Below are 23,687 nucleotides of genomic sequence, written 5' to 3'. Positions count from 1 at the left end.
AGGCATCGTCTTTTTTAGTTCCGTTGATAATTAGTCATTTGTAACGGTTGCACCCACTGGTCAAACTGAGCTGCCGTCACCAATCCGGAAGCAAGTGCCGCATCCCGTAACCGTTCGTGCTTTGCTAGGGCTTGGTTCGCAATTGCAGCCGCCTCGTGATACCCGATGTGCGGAGCTAAAGCCGTCACCGTCATTAACGAATCGTCCACGAACTGCTTCATGCGGGCTTGGTTAACTTGAATCCCCGCAACCATTTTATCCGTAAAGTTCGGGAGCAAGCCCGTGAGCAAGTCCACCGATTCTAAGAAACTTGCAATCATCACCGGTTTGTACACATTCATTTCAAAGTTACCCTGACTATTGGCCACCGTGAGCGTAGTATCGTTACCCATGATCCGCGTGGCCGCCATCGTCATAGCTTCGGCCTGGGTCGGGTTCACCTTTCCGGGCATGATTGAAGAACCAGGCTCATTGGCTGGAATGGTCAGTTCTCCATACCCGGCCCGTGGCCCACTGGCTAAAAAGCGGATGTCATTGGCAATCTTTAAGAGATCCGAAGCGAGGGTTCGCACTACGCCGTGGGTCGTCAGTAAGTCAGAATGGGCCGTTAACCCGGCAAACTTATTCGTCACCTGATACGGAACGTCCCGAGCCGCGCTTAATTCCGCCGCCATTTCCACATCAAAGTGCGGTGGCGTATTCAAGCCCGTTCCGACTGCCGTCCCCCCGATGGGAAGCTTTAAAAGTCCTTGGGCAGCTTGGTGGAGAGCCTCCGTATCGCGCTCTAGCGTACTCAGCCACCCTGAGATTTCCTGGCCAAAGGTCAACGGAGTGGCATCTTGCAGGTGAGTGCGGCCAATCTTAACCACCTGCCAGTACTTCGTTTCCAACCGTTTTAACGTGGTCATTAAATGCTCTAACTGGGGCAGTAATGCTTGCACTGCCTGGTAGGCCGCCATGTTCATCGCCGTTGGAAAGGTATCGTTAGAGCTCTGCGACGCGTTTACATCATCGTTCGGTTGCACGCGGAGCTCCGGTTGCTGATTGGCTACCACGTGGGTCAGCACTTCATTCACGTTCATGTTGGTCTGCGTTCCGGACCCCGTTTGGTAAACATGGAGGGGAAAGGAGTGCATTAGTTCCTGATCCGGTAACGCTAGCAAATAATCACTGGCAGCTTCAAGCGCCCTTGCCTTCGCGGCACTAATTTTTTCAGCATGGGCATTAACCCGCGCTGCTGCCCGTTTGATTTCAATGAGGGCCCGAATCACCTGCACGGGCATTAACGGTCCAACCGGGAAATTCTCCCGACTGCGTTCCGTTTGCGCTCCCCACAGCGCCGTTTTAGGTACCGCAACGGGGCCAAGCGTATCATATTCTGTTCGTTTTTCTGCCATAAAAGTAACCTCTTTTCGTTAGTTCAAGCTGGGCGCTTCGCGCTGCTGGCCACGTAGCAAAAATTCCATTCACGTTACCACGTCAATGGAATCTAATTACAACTTATTCTTCTAATCCCACCCGCCGGTAGATGTCATCCACATGACGAAGGTGGTAGTGATAGTCAAATGCATCCTCAATCGCAGCAGGACTCAAGCGGGCCGTAATTTCTGGACTGGCTTCCACGAGCTGTTTAAAGGAGGTTTGCTGCTCCCAGGACTGCGCCGTTAGGGGTTGTACTAAATCATAAGCTGCTTCCCGACTCAAGCCGGTCTTAATCAACTTTAACATCACCCGTTGACTGTAAATTAAGCCGTGGGTGATGTTCATGTTAGCCTTCATCCGGTCCGGAAAGACATCCAGATTTTGAAGGATGTTGTTAAACCGATTCAACATGTAATCAAGCAACGTCGTACTTTCGGGCAAAATGATTCGTTCAGCGGAGGAGTGGGAAATGTCTCGTTCGTGCCACAGGGTGACATTTTCGTAGGCCGGGGTGATTAAGCCCCGCATCGTGCGGGCTAACCCACAAATGTTTTCCGAACCAATCGGATTCCGTTTATGTGGCATGGCCGATGAGCCCTTCTGGCCGGCATTAAAGTGCTCCTCAACCTCGTGGATCTCAGACCTTTGCAAGCTCCGGATTTCCGTAGCAAAGTTTTCTAAACTAGTGGCAATGAGAGCCAGCGTTGCCAGGTACTCAGCGTGTAAATCACGCGGTAACACCTGACTAGCAACTTCTTGGGCGCGTAACCCCAGTTTGTGACAAACGTATTCTTCCACCGCGGGATCAATGTTGGCAAAGGTCCCCACCGCGCCCGAAATTTTCCCAGCTTCGACCCCAGCGGCCGCGTGGTTAAACCGGTCAAGGTCACGCTTGAGTTCTGAATACCACCGGGCAAGTTTCAGTCCAAAGGTAGTGGGCTCTGCTTGAACTCCGTGGGTCCGGCCCATCATGACCGTATTTTTATACTTGAGCGCCTGCGCTTTAATGGTGGCTAACAGCGTGTTTAGATCCTCGCGTAACACGGCATCCGCCTCTTTTAAGCGGAGTCCCTGCGCGGTATCCACCACGTCCGTACTGGTGACGCCGTAGTGAATCCAGCGCTTTTCTGGTCCTAACGATTCCGACACATCGCGGGTAAAGGCCACCACATCATGGTGCGTAATTGCTTCCAGGCGGGCAATTTCGTCTGGATCAAACTTGGCCTTTTGCTGAATCGCAGCGAGGTCCGCATCCGGAATTAAGCCCAGTTTGTTCCAGGCTTCGTCAATCGCAATCTCAACGTCTAACCACGATTGATACTGATTCTGCATGCTCCAAATTTGCTTCATTGGTGCCCGGGTATACCGCTCAATCATTGTTCCATCCTCCACTTTTAAATACCTCAATTCTAACGATTTCTAGCCATTTGTCAATTTCCGTCCCGCTTGATTCGCCGGCTCACGCTCCGGGGGGATTCATTCTTAAACAGTCGGGCTGTCCTTAGTTAACTAAGGGGGAAAAATCAAACAAACGAGCTAATCAATGCTTCCGCCGACTAAAAATGGGAGTTACCCGGTTGAGCGTTAATCGAAATAAAATCCGAACTTTAGAACATTAAAAATCAGTTAAGTTCTTGATTTAACTAGGTAAGATTGGTAAACTTGCTACTGGTAAAAAAATTTAACGAGGTGCTTATATGTCAGTAACTGTGGTTGTTGGTAGTCAATGGGGCGATGAAGGTAAAGGAAAAATCGTCGATTATCTCAGTAAAGATTCCGATGCAATTGCGCGGTACCAGGGTGGCGATAACGCTGGTCACACGATTGTCTTTAACGGGCACAAGTTTAGCTTGCAACTGTTGCCATCGGGGATCTTTTACGCCGATAAACTGGCTGTCATTGGGAACGGGGTCGTATTAAACCCGAAGTCCCTCTTTCAAGAAATTAATTATCTCAACGAAAATGGCGTTTCGACTGATAACCTGCGGATTTCTTCACGCGCACAAGTTATCATGCCATACCACATTCTGCTTGACGAACTAAGCGAACAACACCGTACGAATAAAATCGGAACTACGCACAAAGGAATCGGCCCTGCTTACATGGACAAAATCGCACGGGTGGGAATTCGCGTGGCCGATTTAGTGAACCCGGAAACGTTGAAACGGGAACTACAAGAAACACTGCGGCAAAAAAACGAATTATTAACTAAACTGTACGAAGTAGCACCATTGGACTTTGATTCCATCTACGCTGAGTATAAAGAATACGGAGAACGGATGAAGCCGTATGTCACTGATACTTCCGTCCTCTTAAACGAGGCCGTTACCAAGCACCAAAATGTTCTCTTTGAAGGGGCACAAGGAATCATGCTAGACATCGATCACGGAACTTATCCGTACGTTACTTCTTCGAATCCCGTTGCTGGTGGAGCGTCCGTAGGTGCCGGTTTAGGTCCAACTAAAGTAACTGATGTAATTGGAGTCTGCAAAGCCTACACGTCGCGGGTTGGTGAAGGTCCCTTCCCTACGGAATTATTAAATGAAATTGGGGATCACATTAGAGACACTGCCCATGAATACGGAACGGTCACGAAACGCCCTCGCCGGATTGGCTGGCTTGATACAGTGGGACTGCGCCACGCCGCTCGGGTTTCTGGTTTAACAGCCTTGGCCATGAACTGTGTTGACGTTTTAGATGAACTAGACGTCATCAAGGTCTGCACGGGCTACCGGCTTAACGGAAAAATCATTGATTACTATCCTGCGAACCTTGATGAATTGGAAAACTGCGAACCAGTTTACCAAGACCTTCCGGGTTGGAAGGAAAGTACCACGAATTGCACCACCTTTGACCAATTACCGGCCAACGCCCAAAACTACATCCAGACGGTGGAAAAGCTCGTTCAGGTTCCCATTGAATGGTATTCAGTTGGTCCGGATCGGGAACAAACCCACCGGCGCTAATTAAACTAAAAAGTCGGTTTCAAATTATTTAATTTGGAACCGACTTTTTTAATCATGATCTTTAACTTGTTGTTCCTGTTTGGACACCAATTTTGGCCATTGCCAAGCACAAAGAAAGGCTCCAAGTGCGACTAAAACAGCAGCTCCTCCAAACATAATCCAGGCTAACTGTGGATTAAATAGGTTCGCAATGCCCAGAAAAATCACATTGCCTAGTGGTGCCCCCAGCAACACGACGGTGGAAATTACCGACATGGTTGCCGTGAGATGCTGGGCATCGGTTAGGGTAAAAATCTCACTCTGAACCCGGGGATTGATTTTTCCAATTGGATAACTAGCAATCGCCATTGTCACCAACATCAAAATCGAATTTTGCCACCAAAACATGTTAATTGCAAAAATAGCTAAAAAGGCCATACTAACGGTGGTCAGACTCGGAAGCGAAAAATGTTGTAACCCGTCTTTGGTCCACAGCGCTGCAATGGTAATTGATAATGAACCAAAGATGCTAACCGCTGCGACCGTGGTCGCAAAATTCCCCAACCACAGGGTCCGTACGTTAGCCAATAAAACCGCTGTTAAACCCTCTAATGAAGCGCCCAGCGAGTTACAAGCAAGAGCTAAGAGTAACATGATGAATAACGGGTGGTTCGCATAAATCGTCCTTAGTGACTTACCTAAACTAACTCGCATCCCCTCTTTGGATGCTTGATTATCAAGTTCGGCTGCTGCTGCTCGATCCAACTTTCGAAATAAACGACGATCGTGAACTAAAACAATTCCGGCGATAAAAAAGGAAAGCGAATTAATTATTGCAAACAGGGAAAAATTATTGTGAAGCAGGACAATCAGACTGGCACCAGCGGCCTGAAATACCATCGAAATCACATTCCGCATTCCAGCGGAAAAACCAAGGGCGGACTGCAGCTCCTCTTGCCCATGCAGAATCATCTTTTCATAGTGCATGATGAGATTAATGGTGTAGTCCGATAATAAATCGGAAACCACGTTAATAACGACTAACGTGGCAAATAAGCCCATAGTTCCCGGATAATGCAATAAAATTGCTAACCCCAGATACAAACATCCTTGAATCCCACGCAGACCAATCACATAGCGAAACCGATGCTTCGGATTCGTGTGGTCGGCCCAGTACCCGTTAAAAATCATGAAAAAGGTGGGAACTAAATTAGCAACCGAAACAATGGAGACGGCCAGCGTTTTAAACGGTAACGTCTGCGCATACACCAAAAATACCAAGTTAAACAACGTCGAACCAATGGCACTCAAAAAGCTCGAATTAGCTAAGGCCCGGAAGGTAGAGTTTTTCCAATATACGTTCATAACAGCTTCTCCTTATGGGTTGACTGGACCATTGTTGGACGTGCTCTTACCAGCCAGTGGATTATTAACCGAGATTACTTGTTATCATAACATTAATTATTAGGCTGTCCACCACCTAATAATTAATGTTATTTAAAACTAATTGCCACTTCCGGTAATTCACGAGTTTTTCCTACCAAAAACAGCACGGAATGAATTCATTCCGTGCTGTTTGACTAGTTTTTAACCACAAGTGGTCTTATGCTTTTTTCTGAGCTACCGTGCCCAGGTAATCTTCGTGAATCGCTAGGAAATTGATTGCAAACGGCTGTCCGTGTTGCTCGGCGACATCCATGCGGGGGACGTTGACACTCACCGTCCGGGGTTTTCCCGGCAAGCCGACCCCGGTTTCCTTCAGAACTGCTTCCTTCACGGTCCACAGCCGCAACATGGTCAGTGACTGCCGCGCCGGTGGTAGCTGCTCTAAGTAAGCCAGTTCTGCAACTGTAAACGCTCGCTTGAGCCGGTTCAGCTGGACCGGTTTCACCTTCTCCACATCAACCCCTAACGGCCGGTCGGAAATGGCCACCAGGACCAGATCCGCAGAGTGCGAAACATTAAAAGCCGTCGTTCGCTTGGCAAACAACGGCTTCCCGTTCGCAATCGTCGTAAACTCATCGTCAGCTAATAACGCGTCGTCCGGAAGTTCCATCAGTTTAGCTAGTAAAATCCGCCCGACAACTTCCTGCTGTTGGCGTTGCTTATTTTCGATGTGAAACTGACGATAATACGGTTGATATTGTAAGTCGGTGAGCCGTCCGGTTTTGAATTTCAACACACGAACCGCCTCCTACCAGCTTATTTTTGTTCGTCTAGTTGCTTAGCTACGTAATCAACTAAATCTTGGACCGTTTCCATGCCTTCGTCACCATCAATTTCGATGTCGTACTTATCTTCTAAGGCATCCACGATTTCAAAGATATCCAAACTATCTAAGTCCAAGTTATCTTTGAAGTTCGCGTCTAACGTGATTTTTGCGGGATCAAGATCCGTTTGATCCACCACGATATCCTTGATTTCTGTTAAAATTTGATCTTTATTTGCTTGTTCAGCCATCTTCACCACTCCATTAGTTCATCTAAAATTAATTGAAACAGTTTTATTTTACCATATTCTGCGGCAATTTCCGGAAAAATTATTTGGCTCCATCCGTCACGGCGTCTTGATTGCGTAGTTTTAAGAAAAATTGGGCGTGCGCCATCGAACACCATAACCCGTAGAACAGGTACACGGCAATAAAGAGAACGACCGCAATAATGATTAGGATGGCGGCAACCACTAACCGTAGGCCCGGATTACCAATGACCCCGAGAATAACGAAAATAAACTTTGCGATAATCGCAACTGCTAAGACCATGACTAACCCAATGAGCACTTGCATTAGGATCAAGCCTAATAATTGCCACCGGTGCCCCTTCATCATTTTCCAATTAGCGACAAAGGCCGCAAAGAAGCTCATGTCATCCTGTGCTTTAGCCACGAAGTACGTAAAGAATACATACCGGAGCCCTAACATTACGTAGGCAATCACGACCACCCCGATTACGGCGACTACAAATGCTAGGACGCCGAAAAAGACACTTTGATTAGCTGCGATTGCAAACCCAATTACAACCAAGAGGAAGAACAGGCTTAACAGCGTCATAATGGCAGCAAAAACCACATAAATCCCAAGCATTACTAGCCACGTTAAGCCGTGAAAAACCACAAAGGCATTTTTAAACTTAAAGTGACCGGATTGTAGGCTCACGATCAACCCTAATTCAAAGGATAGCATTAATAGGAACGAAACCAATTCCACAATTAATAGCACAACAAAGGAACCACCCAAGTCAACTGGGGACGTGGTCGGAATCCCGCTCATCATGTCCCAATTTACCACAGAATTAAAACTACTGACCGCTGACGATAATCCGCCACCAATAAACGAAACTAACAGGGCTGGTAACACCATGGCCAGCAAAGTCCAGAAGTTTTGCTTCACCGTGGTGTAAGCCTTACTCATTACATCTGAAATCATAGCAACCTCCATCAATTTTAATTATTCTTAGTATAGCAAAGTTTAAGAAATGATTAAATAAAAAAAGGACCCGACTAAAGTCGAGTCCCTTGTTAATCGTGGTTTAGTGATCCCATTCATCAACGGCATCTACAATTCCGGCTGGGTTACCATTCCAACTGAAGGCGCCATACCAGAGTGAACGTTGATCAACGTCTAAGCTATTGATTAACGCCACGTCCGCATCACTCAATTCGAAGTCATACAGGTCTGCATTTTGCTTGATGTATTCTTCATGAGTGGACTTTGGAATCGTGATTACTTTGCGCTGTAATTCCCACCGTAAGATTACTTGGGCGGTGGATTTGTTGTATTTAGCAGCAATTTCTTTGACAGCTGGATTGTTCAATGCTTCTCCGTGTCCGAGGGGAGACCAAGCTTCAATCCAGATGTGGTGCCGATCACAGTAGTCCTTAATGTCTTTTTCTTGTTCCACGGGATTGAATTCCATTTGGTTCAAAACGGGCTTAACCGAAGCGTGTTCCAGTAAGTCTGACAACCGGTCAAGGTTAAAGTTTGAAACTCCAATCGACCGAACCTTGCCCTCGTGGTACAGTTTTTCCATAGCTTTCCAAGTTTCGTTGTATTTGCCATTCACTGGCCAGTGAATCAACAGTAAATCAACGTAACTAGTTTGAAGCCGTTCCAATTGACCTTCAAAGGCTTTCAGGGTGCTTTCGTAACCCTGATCCCCATTAAAAATCTTGGTGGTCAAAAAGACGTCTTCCCGGTTTAAACCATTGTCAGCCAGACCCTGCTTGAGTCCTTCACCAACTCCAGCTTCGTTGCCATATTGTTTGGCCGTATCAATGGCCCGGTAGCCATTTGCCAAGGCCCACTTTACTGATTGAGCAGCCGTTTGGTTATCACTCTTCCAAACTCCGAGTCCCAATAAAGGCATTTCAATTCCGTTGTTTAGGGTAATGGTTGAATCTAAGTTTAATTTCATTATCAGCACCTCCACTTTCATTATAGGCGGGTCCGAGTGAAATTTCACTTATTTGGTTTCTGCAACTGTAACTGCACGGTCACCTGTTTGGTTTGTTGGTTCACTTCATCCAACAGGTACTGAAACAGCATCACAATCCACGAAAAGGCGAGCGCCGAAGCAAAAATCTCAAACGCGGTCAACGAGAAATAGTGAACCACGCCAAACAGAATGCTCACGATAATGATCAAACTCCCCATCAGGTACGAATTCCAGACAAAACGGTTGGGAAGCCCGGGCCACAACCACTTGATCCCCCCAATTAAAATGATGATGGTCACCGCCATGGCCCAGGCAAACCGATCATGCCAGTAGTGCATCCAGGGGATCTGCCGGTTATTCGCAATCAACCCAACCCCTAAAGCTTCGAGCGCCAATAACGTTAACAAGCTCCGCAGGATGAAGGTTGGTAGCTTCGGGCGCTGGAGGGGCTTGATTGAGACAAACAAATAATCCACGAGGGCCAGCATCAAAAGCGCCGAGAAGATAAAGGTCAGATTAAACTGCCAGCTATCAATTGCCTTGGCCGTTCCCAAAAAACTAATGTTATGTTTCCACCACTGCTTATTCCCATTGGCTAGCATTGAAATTAAGAGACCGCCGATGATGGTCAGAATTAACAGGTCTACCAACACAGTTGGGGTAATGTTATCCGCCACGTTAATCATAATCGTGTTAATGATCAGTCCAAACATTAAAAGAATCAGTGCGGCCGTGTACTGGTCAAACGCCGCCCCGTAAAACACCCGGGCAAAGATCCAAAAGATCCCCAGTAACGCTCCCAGTAAGATTAGAGAGACAGCAATGACAATGGTGGGCAGATTCCGCCAGTAAATGTTGCGATAGACCGAATTAACCGAATCATTACGCGTTTTTATGAAAAAAATGGTAAACAGGAGCGACCCCATCATGGTACCTAACACAATCGTCCCCGTCGCAATTGAAAAACTACCGGTCAAAGGAATTAATTTTTGCCCCTTTTCCGCACAGTAGGCAAAGAATAACAGGGCCATTGCCACGGCTGGAATAATGTTCCACCAGTACGACACGTCCCACAACGAGGCTCGTTTGACGTCCTGCTTTTCCAACTGCATCCCATTTTTATCAAGTTGGAGCGCAAATTTCTCGCCAGCGGTTACCTTTAATTCCTGCACCACCTGAGTGGGGATTTCAATGTAATATTTGGGGCTTTTCATGCTTTCCCTTTCTTAAATGCGGTCATAACGTCAGGTTAAATTATACCTTACCTGTGCGCTAACTAAAAATCACGGATTATCAAGTAGATAATCCGTGATTTTATTCCTGAAGTCGATTAGTAAATTCGACCAAAGTAAACGTTACCTGAGAAGTAGACAAGCAGGTCATTGTAGATCACACCATTGTTTTGGGCATCTAACATCCGACCATTCCCAAGGTAGATTCCGTTGTGGTAAATCCCACCATCATCAAAGAACACTAGGTCTCCGGCTTGCGCCTGACTCTTACTAATTGGTTGTGTAGCACCGTACTGAGCAGCTGCTGTCCGTGGTAACGTTTTCCCAGCTTGTTGGTAAGCGTAGTAAATCAAACCAGAACAATCAAAGCCGGTTTGGGGATTAGTCCCACCGTAAACGTATGGCCGGCCGGCTTGGGCACTTGCAATTTGGAGCGCCCGTTGGCTCAGGTTCGAAGTTACTTCCAAGTTAACGTTTGGAACCTGAGCAAAGTCCAACTGGGCCACCCACCGATCTTGACCAGCGTAATTCGTGTAGTGTAACCACTTGTAACCGTCAGCATCCCGAGTCCGATCGTAGTAAATCGTGTCCCCGTTTTGCAGTTGTCCGGTAACCCCGGCATTCAAGCTAGCGTCGTTACGAACGTTTTGCCACCCGTTAATTGTATAGCTACCACTCACCGTTGCTTCGGTGCTTGGTGCTGGAGCGGAGGTGCTTTGCCCACCATTGTTCAAGTCTGCGACCCAGCGATCTTGACCGGCATAGTTGGTATAGTGTAACCACTTGTAACCATCAGCTTCCCGGGTTTCGTCATAGTAAATCGTGTCACCATTTTGTAGTTGACCAGTGACCCCGGCACTCAAACTGGAGCCGTTGCGGACGTTTTGCCACCCGCTCACTGTGTAAGTTCCAGCTTCCCGGTTACTCGTTTGGTTCCCTTGCTCTGGTGCTGGAGTGGGAGTACTTTGACCACCGTTGTTCAAATCTGCGACCCAGCGATCTTGACCAGCATAGTTCGTGTAGTGTAACCACTTGTAGCCATCGGCATCCCGGGTGCCATCGTAGTAAATCGTATCTCCGTTTTGCAATTGACCCGTAACTCCGGCACTCAAACTAGCCCCGTTACGAACGTTTTGCCACCCATTGACCGTGTAAACCCCTACTTCGTTGTTCGTTGCTTGGTCATTGTGGTTTTGGTCAGGAGCCGGCGTGGTTTGTCCACCGTTGTTCAGGTTGGCTAACCACCGGTCTTGCCCCGCGTAGTTCTTGTAGTGTAACCACTGGTACCCATCGGCATCCCGAGTACCATCGTAGTAAATCGTATCGCCATCTTGCAATTGACCCGTAATTCCGGCACTCAGACTAGCCCCGTTACGAACGTTTTGCCACCCACTAACGGTGTAAACCCCAGTAGTTTGGTTGGTTCCATCTTGATCCGGAGTTGACGCCGGAACATCGGCATTAGCCCCGATTTGGGCTGCATAGCGGTACGCCCCATTGCTGTCCTTAAACCGCATCCACGTGTAACCATCGTTATCAGCTAACCCATCATAGGTAATTTGTTGACCGGTGTACTTGGCTCCGGTAACACTAGCTGAAAGGCTGGGCGCCGTTCGCACGTTTACGTCCGAACTAAAGGTCCACGTTCCGTTGGCCTGCACCACGTTTGTAGAATTATTATCTGAGTTATTAGGAACACCCGGGTTATCCAAGTTTTGGTCAAACCGACTCAAGTTATTGGATTGGATGACACTAATCAAAGTGTTGGCGTAAGTTGGTGAGGTCGCATAACCATCGTTTTGGAGCATCCAAGCGGTTTGAGCGTAATCCCGGTTTCCTAATAAGTTGGCGTACCGTGAGTTTTGGTATAAAAAGGCCCCGTGGTCTTGAATACTTTCTGCAAAACTTGGGTAAGCCCGGAACTTGTCATAGATGGTAATGTAGCGCCCGTTGACCCATTCTTGGGTTTGCACGGTCACTGATTGCCCGTTGTAGGAACCTTTAATTCCGAACAAGTTATTCCCAGGTGCTGCTTGCCCCCAGGCACTTTCAACAATGGCTTGAGCAATCGAAATACTTGGTAAAACACCGTACTTCTTCCAAGTTTCAATTGCTCCAGCAGACAGCGAGTCAATGAATTGTTGGTGACTCGTTGTGGCGCTGGCTAACTGAGCCACCCAGCGGTCCTTGTTTTCATAGTTGTAATAGTGCAACCACGTGTAACCGTCAGCTTGAACTTTTCCATCGTAATTGATGCTATCCCCACTTTGGAGTTGACCGGTAATTCCAGCGGACAAACTAGCACCATCCCGGACGTTTTGCGTCCACGAAGCGGTGTACGTTCCCGTTTGTGGCGTCATGTTAGCGGTTGACAAGTTCAGGTTAGCGGACGTTTGCATTGCGAAGCGCACCGTTGGTGTAGCAACCTTCACGTCAGAAGTTTGAGTGGTAGTTGCTTGGTGTTCATCTGCAGTAGGGGTCGTTGTGCTAGCGTCCGTAGCCTTAGTCTCCGTTGCAGCCTTAGCGACCACGGCATCCTGCGGAGTGGTATCGGCTTGCTTGGTTGCAGTAGTGACCGAGTGATCGGAATCAGAAGTTGCATCCGCCTTCTGACTGGTTACAGCATCCGTACTCGTTTTGGTATCAGTGGCTGTTTGCTCATTAACCTTCGTGGTTTCATCAGTCGTCGTTGTGCCCGCATCAGTTTTACTACTGGTAGCGGCTGGTTGGTCAACCGTGGTAGTAGCCTTACTATCCGAGTTCGTTCCCGAAGCAGTAGTCTCCGCTTGGACCTTGTCAGGAGCATCCTGGGAGTTAACCTTGGCTTGGTCCGGCTGTCCTTGAGTAGTTGAATCAGTTCCTTTGGCTGTCGCTTGCTCAGTTTGCGGCGTCGTGACCGTCTGAGCCGCTGGTGCATCAGTAGCAGTAGTTGACTGGTCACTTTCAGTTGCCGACGTTGCCACTGGTTTCACATCAGAATTAGTTTCTGGTGCTTGTTTAGCATTGGCACTCGGAGTCGCCGTCTGCTCAGCAGTAGCACTCGTTGTTTGGTCAGCTGGAACACTTGCTTGGACCGGCGTTTGTACTTCAGCGTGAACTTGATGCGTAACCGCAAACATTGAGGTTGAGGCAAAGGTTAAGCCCATGGCAATTTTTAGCCAACCGTGCTTAGACTTCGTAAGCTTTGCTCTAGTTTTTGTTTCTCCCGTTGCTAGAGCCATTCGATTATGGGCTTTAGTGTATCTCTCCATGTTATCGGTCCTTTCGTAAATCAATTTATTATTTTTAAGTTTATTTTAAGCGGGTTTCAACCCACATTCTAGCATAAAAAAGGATTCGCCTGTATTACGAATCCTTTACAAAAGTTTAGTCAATTGGGGTTTGCTTAGCCTTGGGACCAATTCCAAGGATCCTGATGCCACTGATTGAAGCGCTGATATTGCTCGGGAGTGATGACTTGTTGTGCTCGCAACTGTTGAATTAATTGGGCATAGGTAAGCAGGGGCGTAAAGGGAATTCCGGCCGCTTGAAAGTTCGCTTCTGCGTCGGGAAAGCCGTAGGAAAAGATTGAAACTACTCCGGCAACGTGATCACCAGCTTGTTGCACTGCTTGAGCCGCTTGAAGCACACTGCCACCAGTTGAAATCAAATCATCAATTAACACGACCTGATCCTGCTTAGTCAGCCGACCTTCAATCTGCTTCCCCGTCCCGTGATCTTTCGGTTGGGAACGAACGTAGACCATGGGGAAGTTCAACGCATTCGCCACCAAGGCGGCGTGGGGAATGCCAGCCGTCGCCACCCCACCAATCACTGTGGCGTTCGGATACTGGGTTTGAATCAACTCCGTTAACGCCGTGGCTAAGTTCGTTCGCAACTCCGGATACGAAATCGTTAAGCGAAGATCCGTGTAGATGGGGGATTGAATCCCACTGGCAAACTGAAAGGGTTGTTGGGCATTGAGTTGGACAATTCCATCGGCGACCATCTGTGTCAAAATTTGTGTTGCAAGTTTTTCCATCATTTATCTGCTCCTTTTAGGCGTTCCAAGCGGTTTGATACTGTGCGTACGCCGAACTCGGCGTCTTACTCTGATTGATGGGTCGACCCACCACAATGGCCGTGGCCCCGGCCTGCCGGGCGGTTTGGGGCGTTGCAACCCGTTGCTGGTCTCCGGCCGCATCACTAGCTAAGCGAATCCCCGGCACCACGTATTCAAACTCAGGACCGACAGCGGCAACTAGCGCTGGTAGTTCCAGTGCAGACGTAATCACCCCATCACAGCCAGATTGCTGGGCAAGCTTTGCAAGGGCGACCACCTGCTCTGTCATGGTCAGCCGACAGTTTTGTTCTTCCCGTAGTCCGACTGGCGAAATCGAGGTCAGTTCCGTTACCCCTAACAAATGGGGAACCGCGACGTGGGCACGATTAGCACCAGCAACCAAGCCCCGGTGCGCCGCTTGTAACATGGCCGAGCCCCCGAGGGTATGCACCGTCACGTACTGCACCCCGAGTTCTCCGAGTTGGGTCAACGCCCGCTCGACGGTATTGGGAATGTCAAACAGTTTTAGGTCTAGAAAAATGGCACAGCCCCTGGCTTGAATTTCTTTGACAATCGCAGGACCGTAACGGTCAAACAGCTCCATGCCAATTTTAACCGTCAGGTGGGATTGATCAGGAAACTGGGCTAAGAAAGTCTGCACTGCTTCCTTAGTGTGAAAATCTAAGGCAATCATTAGTGGGTGCGTCGCTTGTGAATCTGTCATTGGTACCTCCCGGGGTTCGGGTTCAAAAGAAGCCAAAAAAAGCCTTCTCTACGGTCGAGAAGGCCCACTAATCGCTGGTTAATTAACTTGTGCTTTAATCTGGCTTCTCTGAACCATTTAATTAATTTCTCGCATTATAATATAAAAATGAAGATTGTACAAACGAAGTCTTTATGGCACACTGATTAAAGGAACAAATAACCGGGGTCTGTGAACCCCCATTTGGAGGAATCAACATGTCAAAAGTACCCGAACAGCAAGTCCCGATGACAGCCAACCAAAAACTAGTTTTGTTTTCCGCTAGTTCTGGGTTTGGACTCGAAAACATGGACGTGCTGTTTCTTTCGTTTACGCTCAGTTCCATCATCACCACTCTGCACGTCTCCCCTAGCGCAGCGGGGTTGATCGGCACCATTACCAACTGGGGGATGCTCATCGGTGCCATCCTCTTTGGAATGCTGGGCGATCGGTACGGTCGCGTCCGGGTGTTTACCCACACCATCTTTGTTTTTGCGCTTGCCACCGCACTCATGAGCATTGCCACGAACATCTACTGGATTTACCTCTTTCGCTTGCTAGCCGGAATTGGAGCCGGCGGTGAGTACGGCATTGGGATCACCCTCATTGCGGAGGCCTTTCCTAAACGCAACCTCGGGAAGTTGGCTTCCATTGCCGCAATCGGTGGCCAATTCGGAGCCGTGGCCGCCGCCATTCTGGCAGCCTTAGTGATCCCTAGCCTCGGATGGCACGCCCTTTACCTGTTTGGTCTGCTCCCCATCGCCCTCGTTTTTCTCGTGCGCCGGAACTTAAAGGAATCACCCACGTTTGTCGCAGCGCGGCACCGAGAAACCCTGCCACCATTTTCCGCCATTCGCCGGTACATGTTTACAAACGCCCGGGTAACCTGGACGACGGTTGGCCTCATGATTATGACCACGGTTCAGATTGCCGGTTACTTTGGTCTTATGAACTGGCTCCCAACGATCGTACAAAAGCAAAGCCATTTAAACGTGGCCGGTTCCTCGCTGTGGATGCTTGCCACCATCGGCGGGATGAGCGTTGGCATGTTAACCTTTGGGACCATCTTGGATTGTCTCGGACCTCGATTAGCCTTTGAAATCTTTTTACTAGCCTCGGCCGTTCTGGTCTACAGCATTGCTCTCGCCCACTCGACCGGCCTCTTACTAGTGATTGGGGCCATCGTCGGGTTCTTTTCCAACGGAATGTACGGTGGTTACGGAGCTGTAGTGAGTCAACTGTATCCCACGTCCGTTCGGTCGAGTGCTAACAACATCATCGTTGGAGTGGGGCGCGCCGTGGGGGGCATGTCATCCCTAGTCATCGGATTGTTAATGGAGCACTTTAACTTACTGATCGTCATGTTGTTCCTCTCGGTGCTCTACCTGATTAGTTTTGTCACGATGTTAACCCTGCCGGGCTTTCGACGCTCCGCTCGATAACCTAAAAAAATCCTGCTAACTTACTAGTTAGTAGGATTTTTTAGTAGCTTTAATTATTTGCCGGATTAAGCCCTAGCCCGAAGGCTTAACTGAGGGACAGCTTCCCGGTACTGATGGCAATGATGGCAGCAACGGCTGCTAGCGTAATCAGAATCATCAGCCCAATTTCCAGCCGAGTAAGTCGCCGATGTTGCTCGTGTGCTGCGCGAATGTAGAACACAAAGCCTAACACGTACGCAATGGTACACAACCACACGTACTGCAGCCCAGCAAAGGAAATGCCGACGAGTTCAAAGGCAAGGGCCAAAATCCCTGGCAAGATTAATCCAAACGACTGCCGGTGCCACCCAACCTTGATTTGATAAGCCGCAACCAGGGAATAACACACCACAATCGCAGCCGTACACAGCGAGATGGCAAAGTTGTAAGCTTGACTGGAAAACAAGAGGGAGATCAAAAACAACTGCAGCAAAATTTGGGTCATCCACAGTGAGTGCGACGGTGATTTGCGCCGGTTTAAATGTCCAAACCATCGGGGCAATAACCCCTTCTCGGCCATCTGCGTGGTTGCTTCTACGGGCAGCATCGTCCAGGAGAGCCAGGCCCCTGTGATCGTGATAATCAGTGAAATGCTAACTAACGCTCCCCCAACAGGACCAATCATATCTTGCACAACGTAGGTGAGTGCCGGATTACTTACGTGCGCTAGCTGAGCTTGAGTCAGATAACCGTAGGGTAACATCGAAATGACCACGTTGATGGTCAAGAGCGCTAGAAACCCGATAATGGTGGCCTTACTAGCATCCGACCGCTTTTGGGCCCGGTCCGTCATCATGGTAGCGCCTTCGATTCCGACAAACACCCACATCATCGTAATGATGCAGCCTTTCATCTGGGCAAAAATCCCCTTTGGCGTTGCTTGGTAGTACTGAAAATTACTCGTGAAGTTGGCCCAGAAGTGGGCGGTGAACACGTTGGCTTTAAATAAAACAATCCCAAGCAAAATGAAAGCCACTAAGGGGATTAGTTTTAACACCGTGATGATAACGTTAATCGAGGCCGCCAACTCAATCCCGTTAATCACCAGGAAGGTTAACAGCCATGAAATGACCGAGGCGGTCAAAACGGCAATCGGTGAGTTCCCACTGCGAAAACTCGGCAAATAATACCCCACCGCAGACATCATCATCGTCGCAAAGGCGACACTGCCGACCCAGGAGGATAACCAGTACCCCCACCCGGACAAAAAACCGGCAAAGTTGCCAAAACCAGTTTGAGCGTATTCCACCATCCCGTTTAGCTCTGGATGGGTTTCACTAAGCGTTTTGAAACTCAACGTGAGTCCTAAAATCCCAATTCCGGTAATCAACCAGGCCACGAGCGCCGGTCCGGGAGTAGCTACCATGGCCAGTTGTTCGCTCGCATTATAAATTCCCGCGCCAATGGAGGCACTGATGACCAGCATGATTAAGCCCATTAGGGAAACTCCGTGCTGCTTACTCTTCAAACGATTCGCTTCCTTCCGCGTACTAAAAATTCAAAATCCCATTTATTATACCGAACTCGGCCATAATTTTAAATGAACGGTAGTAACTTACTTTAAATTCAATTGTTAATCATTCAGCTGACAAATGGTCAATCCGGTTACCAGTCAATTGATCCGGATTGATACCAAAATTAAACCCCGCTTTCCATTAGGAAAGCGGGGTTTAATTAACTATCGAGGAGGTGATTATTCCGTTGCGTATACTGCAACAGGTAAATGGCAATAATGACCATGATGGCACCAATTACTTCCGCCAAGCTCAGTGATTCCTTAAAGAAGATGACACTTAAAATGAACGTGGAAACCGGTTGGAGGGCATCCATCAAACTAATGTTTTCAGATGAAGTAAAGCGGGACGCGTAAATCAAAGTTGAAAACGTTAGTAACGTCCCAAAGAAGATAATCCCTAACACGCCCAGGATTGCCCCCGTGCTCAACGGGGGGACGTCCCGCCACACTGGGTGGTTCAAGTTAAAGGCCAAACTGGCAATCAACGTCCCCCAACCCATCACCACAATCGGTGGGTTAGTTTTTCCCAAGGGCCGGGGTAGCACCACGTACAAAGCGGCCGTGATCCCCGTTACCAACCCCCAGAGAAACGAATCTAAGGGAATGGATAATTGACTCAAGTCACCCTTGGTAATCGAGAGCACCACTCCCACAATGGCAATCACAAAAATAACTAAATCCATTTTCACCGGTTTGCGGTGCTCAAAGATGAAGGCCCCAATGACAATGAACAGTGGCGCTAAATATTGCAAAATCGTAGTCGCAGCTGCGTTCCCGGTTTGAATACTAACGTAAAAGCTACCCATGTTGGCTGCTAATCCAAATAGCCCGTAGCAAACGAGAATCGCAATTGACTTCCAACTTTTAAAAATATCAAAGATGCGGCCGCGATAAATGATGGCGCTCGCCAGAATTAGAATGAGACCCGCTCCCGTCGTCCGGGCCGATAAGAACCACGACGCTGGGATGGATTCATTTTGCGATACAAACTGGGTAATCACCCCAGCAATCCCCCACGAAACAGAAGCCAGACCGGCTAACAAAATTCCCTTCGTGTTGTTATTTAACTTTCGATACCATGCAAACATGTGCGCTCCTTTTAGATTAAGTGTTGTTGTGCTCCCTGTGCTTGGGCTTCAGCAATGACCTCAGCGGAAACACCGTCCGTTAAAAAACGAGCCATTGGCTGATACCGATGGCGTTTTTTAAAAGATACCTCAAACGCTGCCACAATTGCAACTCGCATTTGTTGTTCCGTCAAAAAAAGCTGGCCCGGTCCTTGATAATGACCCTTGGTATGCTTACCAATCCGCCACTCGTGCAGTTTAAAGTGCTGGTTGTGATCCCGCTTAATGGCATACTGTCCGTTCACAGTTTGCACCACCGGTACTCCTACCAACCGTAACACCCGATATTGTGCTCCCATCAGCTACTCCATCCGGGTGGCCGCTTGGTCGGCCTTACGCCGGTAACTTTGCAGAATGTAAATGGCAATGATCACCAAGACGGAGCCGACAATCTCCATGACACTAATTTGCGTGTGCAAGAAGATAATGCTCAGAGCAAAGGTCATGACTGGTTGAACGGCATCGACCAGGCTAACATCTTCGGAACTAGCAAAGTGCATACTGTACAAGAGGCAGGCAAACGGCAAGACCGTCCCAAAGACCACGATGGCGGCAATTCCCACGACACTCCCCGTGGTTAGGGGCGGAACGTTTTCCCACACGGGTTGGTGGAGGTTAAAGAAGAACCCCGCAATTAAGGTTCCCCAGCCTAACACCGTCAATGGCGAGTTTTGCGCCATCAACGGCCGCGGGATGACTACGTAACACGCAGCCGTGATCCCCGAAATCACTCCCCAAAAGAGGGAAACTGGTGGGATGGACAGCTGACTAAGATCACCCTTGGTAATCGAGAGGACAACTCCCACTAGGGCAATCACAAACACCAGCACGTCAATCTTACTAGGAATCCGGTGTTTAAACACTAGGCCCCCTAACAAAATAAAGAGCGGGGCCAGATACTGCAAAATGGTGGCCGAAGCCGCGTTCCCCGTCTGCACACTCAGAAAGAATGAGAGTAAGTTGGCCCCCAATCCAAAGATCGCATAGCCAAAGATGAGCAGGATTGAATGAACATCCCGAAACACTCCAAAGATTTTTCCCCGGTATAAAATGGCACTAATAAAGAGCAAAATTATCCCGGAAAAAAGGGTGCGGACGGATAAAAACCAGGCCGCTGGAATGTTGGCGTTCTGGGACACAAACTGCAGAATCGTCCCCGAAATTCCCCAAAAGGCCGAGGCTAAGGTCGCCCAAAAAATCCCTTTTGTAATGTTTTTATGTTGCACTACCGGTTGTTTTTCCATGATTATTCCCCTTCAACCTTAAATTTTCCAATAGGTCTATCATACGCTTTTTACTGGCCAGTTGTCCCCCCAGGTAACCAAAAAAACAAGCCCCGCATTTGCGTGACTTGTTTGGTCTTATTCTGTTTCCTGGTCGTTAGCTTGTGGGGTTTCCGGATAGGTCAGTTTAACGGTGGCTGCCATAACAACTGGCAAAATAATTACCAGGATGACGAGCCCGGTGATGACCGCAATCGCCACTTGAATCAACGTTAAGACCCCCGATGGAATCAAGGCGGCAAAGGTTCCCCCTAAAATCAAGGCGGCTGAGAGCACGACCACGCCAATAAACTTCGAGGCGGCCACAATTCGGTGCGCTGGGCTCTCAGTTGGTGCAATGGTTTGGTACTTGCGCATCAAGAAGATACTGTAATCCACTCCGAGCGCAATGATCATGATGAACGCGAAGAACGGTGTGTTCCACGTTAACATGGCTTGCCCCAGAATGAGGCTACTAATCCAGTGGGTCAGCGTTAGCGCTCCAAAGTAGGCTAACAATAACGTTCCTTCGATGTACAGCGGTTGTAAAATGGAACGCGTTACAAAGATTAATGCGATTAAGATTCCACCCAACATGATCACGGACGTCCGGAAGAAGTCGCCTGAGGCAATCGTTTGGGTATCAGAAATCAAAGCACTTTGGCCATTCACAGCGACCTTGGCATGGGCTAAGTTACTTCCCGTTAGATTTTGTTGAACTTGATCCTGAATGTCATTAACCGCCTTCATGGCCTTGGCGCTCGACGGGTTTTGTTTCAAGACCACCATAATCTTTGTGGTCCGCTCGTTTTCAGATAGGTAGTTCTGCGTGGCTTGCTTAAATTCGCTACTCTGACGGACCTGTTCTGGGATAAAGAAGGTGTGACCGGCGGCAGAGCCCTGAACTGATGTTAAGTAGCCGTTAGCTTGGCCTAAGCCACCTGAGAGCTGTCCGAGTCCTTGCTGGGCTTGTTGCGCTTGGGTCTGTAGGGCTTGTAACTGTTGGCCGAGGGCTTGGGCATTATTCCCAATTTGTTGCGTATCACTTGCAATGCCATTTAATTGGCCTGCAACGTTACTTTGCCCGGCCTGGGCCGGTTGCAAGGCGCCCGCAATCACCTGGAGCTGAGCTTGGTTCAGAGGCGACCCTAACGCAGTCGCGCGTTGTTGCATGGCCGCTACGGCTTGCTCTCCGCTTGGTTGGTTTCCTGCGCTCGCCTGAATGGTCTGTAACTTTTGCCCAATTGCCTGTGCCGATTCGCCAATTGCTCGGAGTTGGTCGCCGTTAAAGCTCTGAGTGTTCCCACTGTTTTGCAATTGTTGAACCCCCTGGTCGGCCTGGTTCAGCTTTCCAGTCAGCGTTTGTAACTGATCCTTTAGGTATAGTTGTTTAATCGGTTGGCCCCCTGGTTGGGTAACCGAGGCCACCGTCGCAACGTCCTTTCGGCTCCGTAACTGGTTCGTAACCTCATCAATCTTCATTAAATCGGCTTGATTATTCAACGAATGATCGGCTTGAATGTACACGGTTGATGGTTCTGCCGTTCCCTTCGAGAAGTGTTTCTCCACCACATTCAACCCTTGTTTTGACGGAACCTGATTACTAAGTTCGACCGCACTGTCGTAACTCAAATTACCATGACCGAAAGAAATCAGGGGCAGTAGAATTGCTAACACGATTACGAGTGCCGGAACTGCAAACTGAACGGCTTTACTAGAAAGCCAACCCCAGAGTCGGCTAGTTTGGCTTTGTTCGGCCAAGTTTTGGTTGGGCCAGTACAGCTTCGGCCCCAAAATGGCCATCAAGAAGGGATTCAACGTTAGCAGCACGAGGAGCAGGACCACCACTCCAACGGCCACGGCAAAGCCGGACTTATAAATGGAGAAGTTAGCTAATCCTAGCGCTGCAAACCCAATTAAAACCGAAATTCCGCTGTCAAGAATCGTCCGTCCCGCTTGTTTCCGAGCCGCCACGGTTGCTTGAATCCGCTCCATGCCGGCCGCAAGGTTTTCCTTAAACTGATCGTACAGGAGGATGTTGTAATCCGTTCCAATCCCAAACAGGACTACCACCATGAACACCTGGGTAAAGTTCGAGAGGGGGAAGTTAAAGCACCGCACGAGGTTCATCACCACGCTCAAAGAAACAATGAACGAAACTCCCACCGTTAATAACGAGATCAGCGGCACGATGGGGGAGCGAAAGACTAGAATCAACACAATTAAAATGAAGATTGTAGCGATGATCTCGGTCTTCTTAATGCCAGACACCATCGATAACCGCATGTCATCGTTTAAAACGTCCGCACCAGTAACGTAGGAATGTAAGCCCCTAACCTTGGAACCAGTTTGTAATTTCTGGTTCATCGTTTCCACGGGATCCCGTTTTGAAACGTTCAGTTGCACGATTTCCGTCGTTCGATCCTTTGACAGCAACTGCTGCTTAGCGGCAGGCGTGTTGGCAATTGAGGTCACGCCCTTAATCCCATAGTGCTGGGCATGGTCCTCTAATTTTTGCACCTGATGGTTAATGCGTTGTTGCTGGTCCTTGGTCAGTGGCTTTTCACCATTGTTATAGACCAACACCACCTGGCGGGTATTACTAATGTGATGACCCCAGTGTTTTTGCATGTTATCCGCTACCTGGCTTTGCATGGTCGCTGGAATCTTAGTCTGTCCCTTTTGGGCTTCGAGGTTTCCAATGTTAGGTAAAAAAAGAACCGCCGCGACCACCGCGACTAACCAGAGGAGGGCTACGCCACTATATTTCTTGATAAATTTATTCATCTTTGGTTGCTCCTTTTTCCTTTGTTTTCCTTAATAGCTGTGCGGGGGCCGTGCGTTGGAGTTCGGTAATGATTTGGGCCACTTCCGCGGGTTGCTCTGGCTGGGGTTTCTTAATCCAGTACAAGATCACGCCCATAATTTCATCAATGATAAATTCTCTGACATAGTCGGCCGGCAGGTCGCTCCGACTCTGAAATTGATCCCCCAGCTGTGCCATGGCGGTATCTAAATCGGCAAACACCACCTGCTTAATCCGGTTCAAAAAATACGGATCCCCCTGTTCACTGAGCAAGGCCGCAATGAGACGCTGATTTTCATAAAAATTATTTAACGTCTCCGTAATAAAAGGGGCCGGTTCGGTAGTGGAACTAATCAACCACTTCATCGCATCCGGCATGATGTGGGCTAAATCAGCCTGTAACCGTTGCAATAAATCAGTTTCTACCTGCTCAACCAGGTCCGCTTTATCGGTGTAATGGGTATAAAACGTCCCCCGGCCAATTCCTGCGGCCCGGGTCAAATCGGTGACGTTCAAATTCGGCAGTCCCTTTTCGTTAATTAACTGAATCAGGGCTGTTTGAATATCAGCCACCGTGCTGGTTTTTCGCGTTTGTTTTGTCATCGAGGCCCCTCCCTTACTTTTTAAATCAAATTCTATTGTACTCATTTTGCTTATTAAGTCAACACGGTGTTCAATT

Annotated in this window: 19 protein-coding genes; 2 read left to right on the top strand and 17 right to left on the bottom strand. The window is 48.6% G+C overall.

The annotated features are described in order from the left end of the window. Nucleotides 1-14: 14 nt before the first annotated feature. Entirely contained in the window at nucleotides 15-1,397 is a 1,383-nt protein-coding gene (locus tag M8332_RS00765; RefSeq protein ID WP_252780264.1) for a class II fumarate hydratase, read from the bottom strand. A 103-nt stretch (nucleotides 1,398-1,500) separates the two neighbouring features. Continuing rightward, nucleotides 1,501-2,799 (bottom strand): adenylosuccinate lyase, encoded by a 1,299-nt coding sequence (purB, locus tag M8332_RS00760; RefSeq protein WP_252780263.1) that lies wholly within the window; start codon nucleotides 2,797-2,799, stop codon nucleotides 1,501-1,503. Nucleotides 2,800-3,119: 320 nt separating this feature from the next. On the opposite strand from purB, the gene M8332_RS00755 reads away from it, so the two are divergent. After that, nucleotides 3,120-4,388: an adenylosuccinate synthase gene (locus M8332_RS00755; RefSeq protein WP_252780262.1), complete on the top strand. Its 1,269-nt coding sequence runs from the start codon at nucleotides 3,120-3,122 to the stop codon at nucleotides 4,386-4,388. Nucleotides 4,389-4,436: 48 nt separating this feature from the next. Here M8332_RS00755 and M8332_RS00750 read toward each other — a convergent pair whose 3' ends face one another. From M8332_RS00750 to pyrF, 9 genes are all read right to left on the bottom strand, one after another. Next, nucleotides 4,437-5,732 (bottom strand): MFS transporter, encoded by a 1,296-nt coding sequence (locus M8332_RS00750; protein WP_252780261.1) that lies wholly within the window; start codon nucleotides 5,730-5,732, stop codon nucleotides 4,437-4,439. Nucleotides 5,733-5,970: 238 nt separating this feature from the next. Further along, nucleotides 5,971-6,549 carry a 4'-phosphopantetheinyl transferase family protein gene (locus tag M8332_RS00745; RefSeq protein ID WP_252780259.1) on the bottom strand — a complete coding sequence of 193 codons (579 nt, stop codon included), beginning with the start codon at nucleotides 6,547-6,549 and terminating at the stop codon, nucleotides 5,971-5,973. Nucleotides 6,550-6,569: 20 nt separating this feature from the next. Then, nucleotides 6,570-6,827 (bottom strand): acyl carrier protein, encoded by a 258-nt coding sequence (locus tag M8332_RS00740; protein ID WP_252780258.1) that lies wholly within the window; start codon nucleotides 6,825-6,827, stop codon nucleotides 6,570-6,572. Between the two features lie 79 nt (nucleotides 6,828-6,906). Continuing rightward, entirely contained in the window at nucleotides 6,907-7,791 is an 885-nt protein-coding gene (locus M8332_RS00735) for a hypothetical protein (protein WP_252780257.1), read from the bottom strand. Between the two features lie 103 nt (nucleotides 7,792-7,894). Further along, nucleotides 7,895-8,779, bottom strand: coding sequence for an aldo/keto reductase (locus tag M8332_RS00730; protein ID WP_252780256.1), 885 nt, complete (start codon nucleotides 8,777-8,779; stop codon nucleotides 7,895-7,897). A 44-nt stretch (nucleotides 8,780-8,823) separates the two neighbouring features. Next, nucleotides 8,824-10,014, bottom strand: coding sequence for a DUF998 domain-containing protein (locus tag M8332_RS00725; RefSeq protein ID WP_252780255.1), 1,191 nt, complete (start codon nucleotides 10,012-10,014; stop codon nucleotides 8,824-8,826). A 116-nt stretch (nucleotides 10,015-10,130) separates the two neighbouring features. Continuing rightward, nucleotides 10,131-13,283, bottom strand: coding sequence for an SH3 domain-containing protein (locus M8332_RS07180; protein WP_289847021.1), 3,153 nt, complete (start codon nucleotides 13,281-13,283; stop codon nucleotides 10,131-10,133). 134 nt (nucleotides 13,284-13,417) lie between these two features. Then, nucleotides 13,418-14,053 (bottom strand): orotate phosphoribosyltransferase, encoded by a 636-nt coding sequence (gene pyrE, locus M8332_RS00710; RefSeq protein WP_252780765.1) that lies wholly within the window; start codon nucleotides 14,051-14,053, stop codon nucleotides 13,418-13,420. Between the two features lie 16 nt (nucleotides 14,054-14,069). Further along, nucleotides 14,070-14,798, bottom strand: coding sequence for an orotidine-5'-phosphate decarboxylase (pyrF, locus tag M8332_RS00705; RefSeq protein ID WP_252780254.1), 729 nt, complete (start codon nucleotides 14,796-14,798; stop codon nucleotides 14,070-14,072). Between the two features lie 236 nt (nucleotides 14,799-15,034). Here pyrF and M8332_RS00700 point away from each other — a divergent pair, with 236 nt between their 5' ends. Further along, entirely contained in the window at nucleotides 15,035-16,258 is a 1,224-nt protein-coding gene (locus tag M8332_RS00700) for an MFS transporter (RefSeq protein WP_252780253.1), read from the top strand. Between the two features lie 85 nt (nucleotides 16,259-16,343). Here M8332_RS00700 and M8332_RS00695 read toward each other — a convergent pair whose 3' ends face one another. From M8332_RS00695 to M8332_RS00670, 6 genes are all read right to left on the bottom strand, one after another. After that, nucleotides 16,344-17,765 (bottom strand): basic amino acid/polyamine antiporter, encoded by a 1,422-nt coding sequence (locus tag M8332_RS00695; RefSeq protein ID WP_252780252.1) that lies wholly within the window; start codon nucleotides 17,763-17,765, stop codon nucleotides 16,344-16,346. Nucleotides 17,766-17,971: 206 nt separating this feature from the next. Further along, on the bottom strand, nucleotides 17,972-18,901 hold the full coding sequence (locus M8332_RS00690) for a DMT family transporter (protein WP_252780251.1): 930 nt from the start codon (nucleotides 18,899-18,901) through the stop codon (nucleotides 17,972-17,974). An 11-nt stretch (nucleotides 18,902-18,912) separates the two neighbouring features. Then, on the bottom strand, nucleotides 18,913-19,239 hold the full coding sequence (locus M8332_RS00685; protein ID WP_252780250.1) for a DUF7671 family protein: 327 nt from the start codon (nucleotides 19,237-19,239) through the stop codon (nucleotides 18,913-18,915). A 3-nt stretch (nucleotides 19,240-19,242) separates the two neighbouring features. After that, entirely contained in the window at nucleotides 19,243-20,184 is a 942-nt protein-coding gene (locus M8332_RS00680; protein ID WP_252780249.1) for a DMT family transporter, read from the bottom strand. 117 nt (nucleotides 20,185-20,301) lie between these two features. Beyond that, the gene (locus tag M8332_RS00675; protein ID WP_252780248.1) at nucleotides 20,302-22,989 is read right to left on the bottom strand and encodes an MMPL family transporter; all 2,688 of its coding nucleotides are present in this window, start codon (nucleotides 22,987-22,989) and stop codon (nucleotides 20,302-20,304) included. Continuing rightward, nucleotides 22,982-23,611, bottom strand: coding sequence for a TetR/AcrR family transcriptional regulator (locus M8332_RS00670; RefSeq protein WP_252780247.1), 630 nt, complete (start codon nucleotides 23,609-23,611; stop codon nucleotides 22,982-22,984). The genes M8332_RS00675 and M8332_RS00670 overlap by 8 nt, the downstream gene beginning before the upstream one ends. Nucleotides 23,612-23,687 lie beyond the last annotated feature (76 nt).

Origin of the sequence: Fructilactobacillus ixorae (genome assembly GCF_024029915.1) — a bacterium.
Taxonomy (GTDB): domain Bacteria; phylum Bacillota; class Bacilli; order Lactobacillales; family Lactobacillaceae; genus Fructilactobacillus; species Fructilactobacillus ixorae.
This window is presented reverse-complemented; position numbering and strand designations above follow the sequence as displayed.

What these genes read in the sequence shown, in the direction of transcription:
- M8332_RS00765 (WP_252780264.1), bottom strand. Translation starts at nt 1,397, where the DNA reads ATGGCAGAAAAACGAACAGAATATGATACGCTTGGCCCCGTTGCGGTA.
- purB (WP_252780263.1), bottom strand. Translation starts at nt 2,799, where the DNA reads ATGATTGAGCGGTATACCCGGGCACCAATGAAGCAAATTTGGAGCATG.
- M8332_RS00755 (WP_252780262.1), top strand. Translation starts at nt 3,120, where the DNA reads ATGTCAGTAACTGTGGTTGTTGGTAGTCAATGGGGCGATGAAGGTAAA.
- M8332_RS00750 (WP_252780261.1), bottom strand. Translation starts at nt 5,732, where the DNA reads ATGAACGTATATTGGAAAAACTCTACCTTCCGGGCCTTAGCTAATTCG.
- M8332_RS00740 (WP_252780258.1), bottom strand. Translation starts at nt 6,827, where the DNA reads ATGGCTGAACAAGCAAATAAAGATCAAATTTTAACAGAAATCAAGGAT.
- M8332_RS00735 (WP_252780257.1), bottom strand. Translation starts at nt 7,791, where the DNA reads ATGATTTCAGATGTAATGAGTAAGGCTTACACCACGGTGAAGCAAAAC.
- M8332_RS00730 (WP_252780256.1), bottom strand. Translation starts at nt 8,779, where the DNA reads ATGAAATTAAACTTAGATTCAACCATTACCCTAAACAACGGAATTGAA.
- M8332_RS00725 (WP_252780255.1), bottom strand. Translation starts at nt 10,014, where the DNA reads ATGAAAAGCCCCAAATATTACATTGAAATCCCCACTCAGGTGGTGCAG.
- M8332_RS07180 (WP_289847021.1), bottom strand. Translation starts at nt 13,283, where the DNA reads ATGGAGAGATACACTAAAGCCCATAATCGAATGGCTCTAGCAACGGGA.
- pyrE (WP_252780765.1), bottom strand. Translation starts at nt 14,053, where the DNA reads ATGGAAAAACTTGCAACACAAATTTTGACACAGATGGTCGCCGATGGA.
- pyrF (WP_252780254.1), bottom strand. Translation starts at nt 14,798, where the DNA reads ATGACAGATTCACAAGCGACGCACCCACTAATGATTGCCTTAGATTTT.
- M8332_RS00700 (WP_252780253.1), top strand. Translation starts at nt 15,035, where the DNA reads ATGTCAAAAGTACCCGAACAGCAAGTCCCGATGACAGCCAACCAAAAA.
- M8332_RS00690 (WP_252780251.1), bottom strand. Translation starts at nt 18,901, where the DNA reads ATGTTTGCATGGTATCGAAAGTTAAATAACAACACGAAGGGAATTTTG.
- M8332_RS00685 (WP_252780250.1), bottom strand. Translation starts at nt 19,239, where the DNA reads ATGGGAGCACAATATCGGGTGTTACGGTTGGTAGGAGTACCGGTGGTG.
- M8332_RS00680 (WP_252780249.1), bottom strand. Translation starts at nt 20,184, where the DNA reads ATGGAAAAACAACCGGTAGTGCAACATAAAAACATTACAAAAGGGATT.
- M8332_RS00675 (WP_252780248.1), bottom strand. Translation starts at nt 22,989, where the DNA reads ATGAATAAATTTATCAAGAAATATAGTGGCGTAGCCCTCCTCTGGTTA.
- M8332_RS00670 (WP_252780247.1), bottom strand. Translation starts at nt 23,611, where the DNA reads ATGACAAAACAAACGCGAAAAACCAGCACGGTGGCTGATATTCAAACA.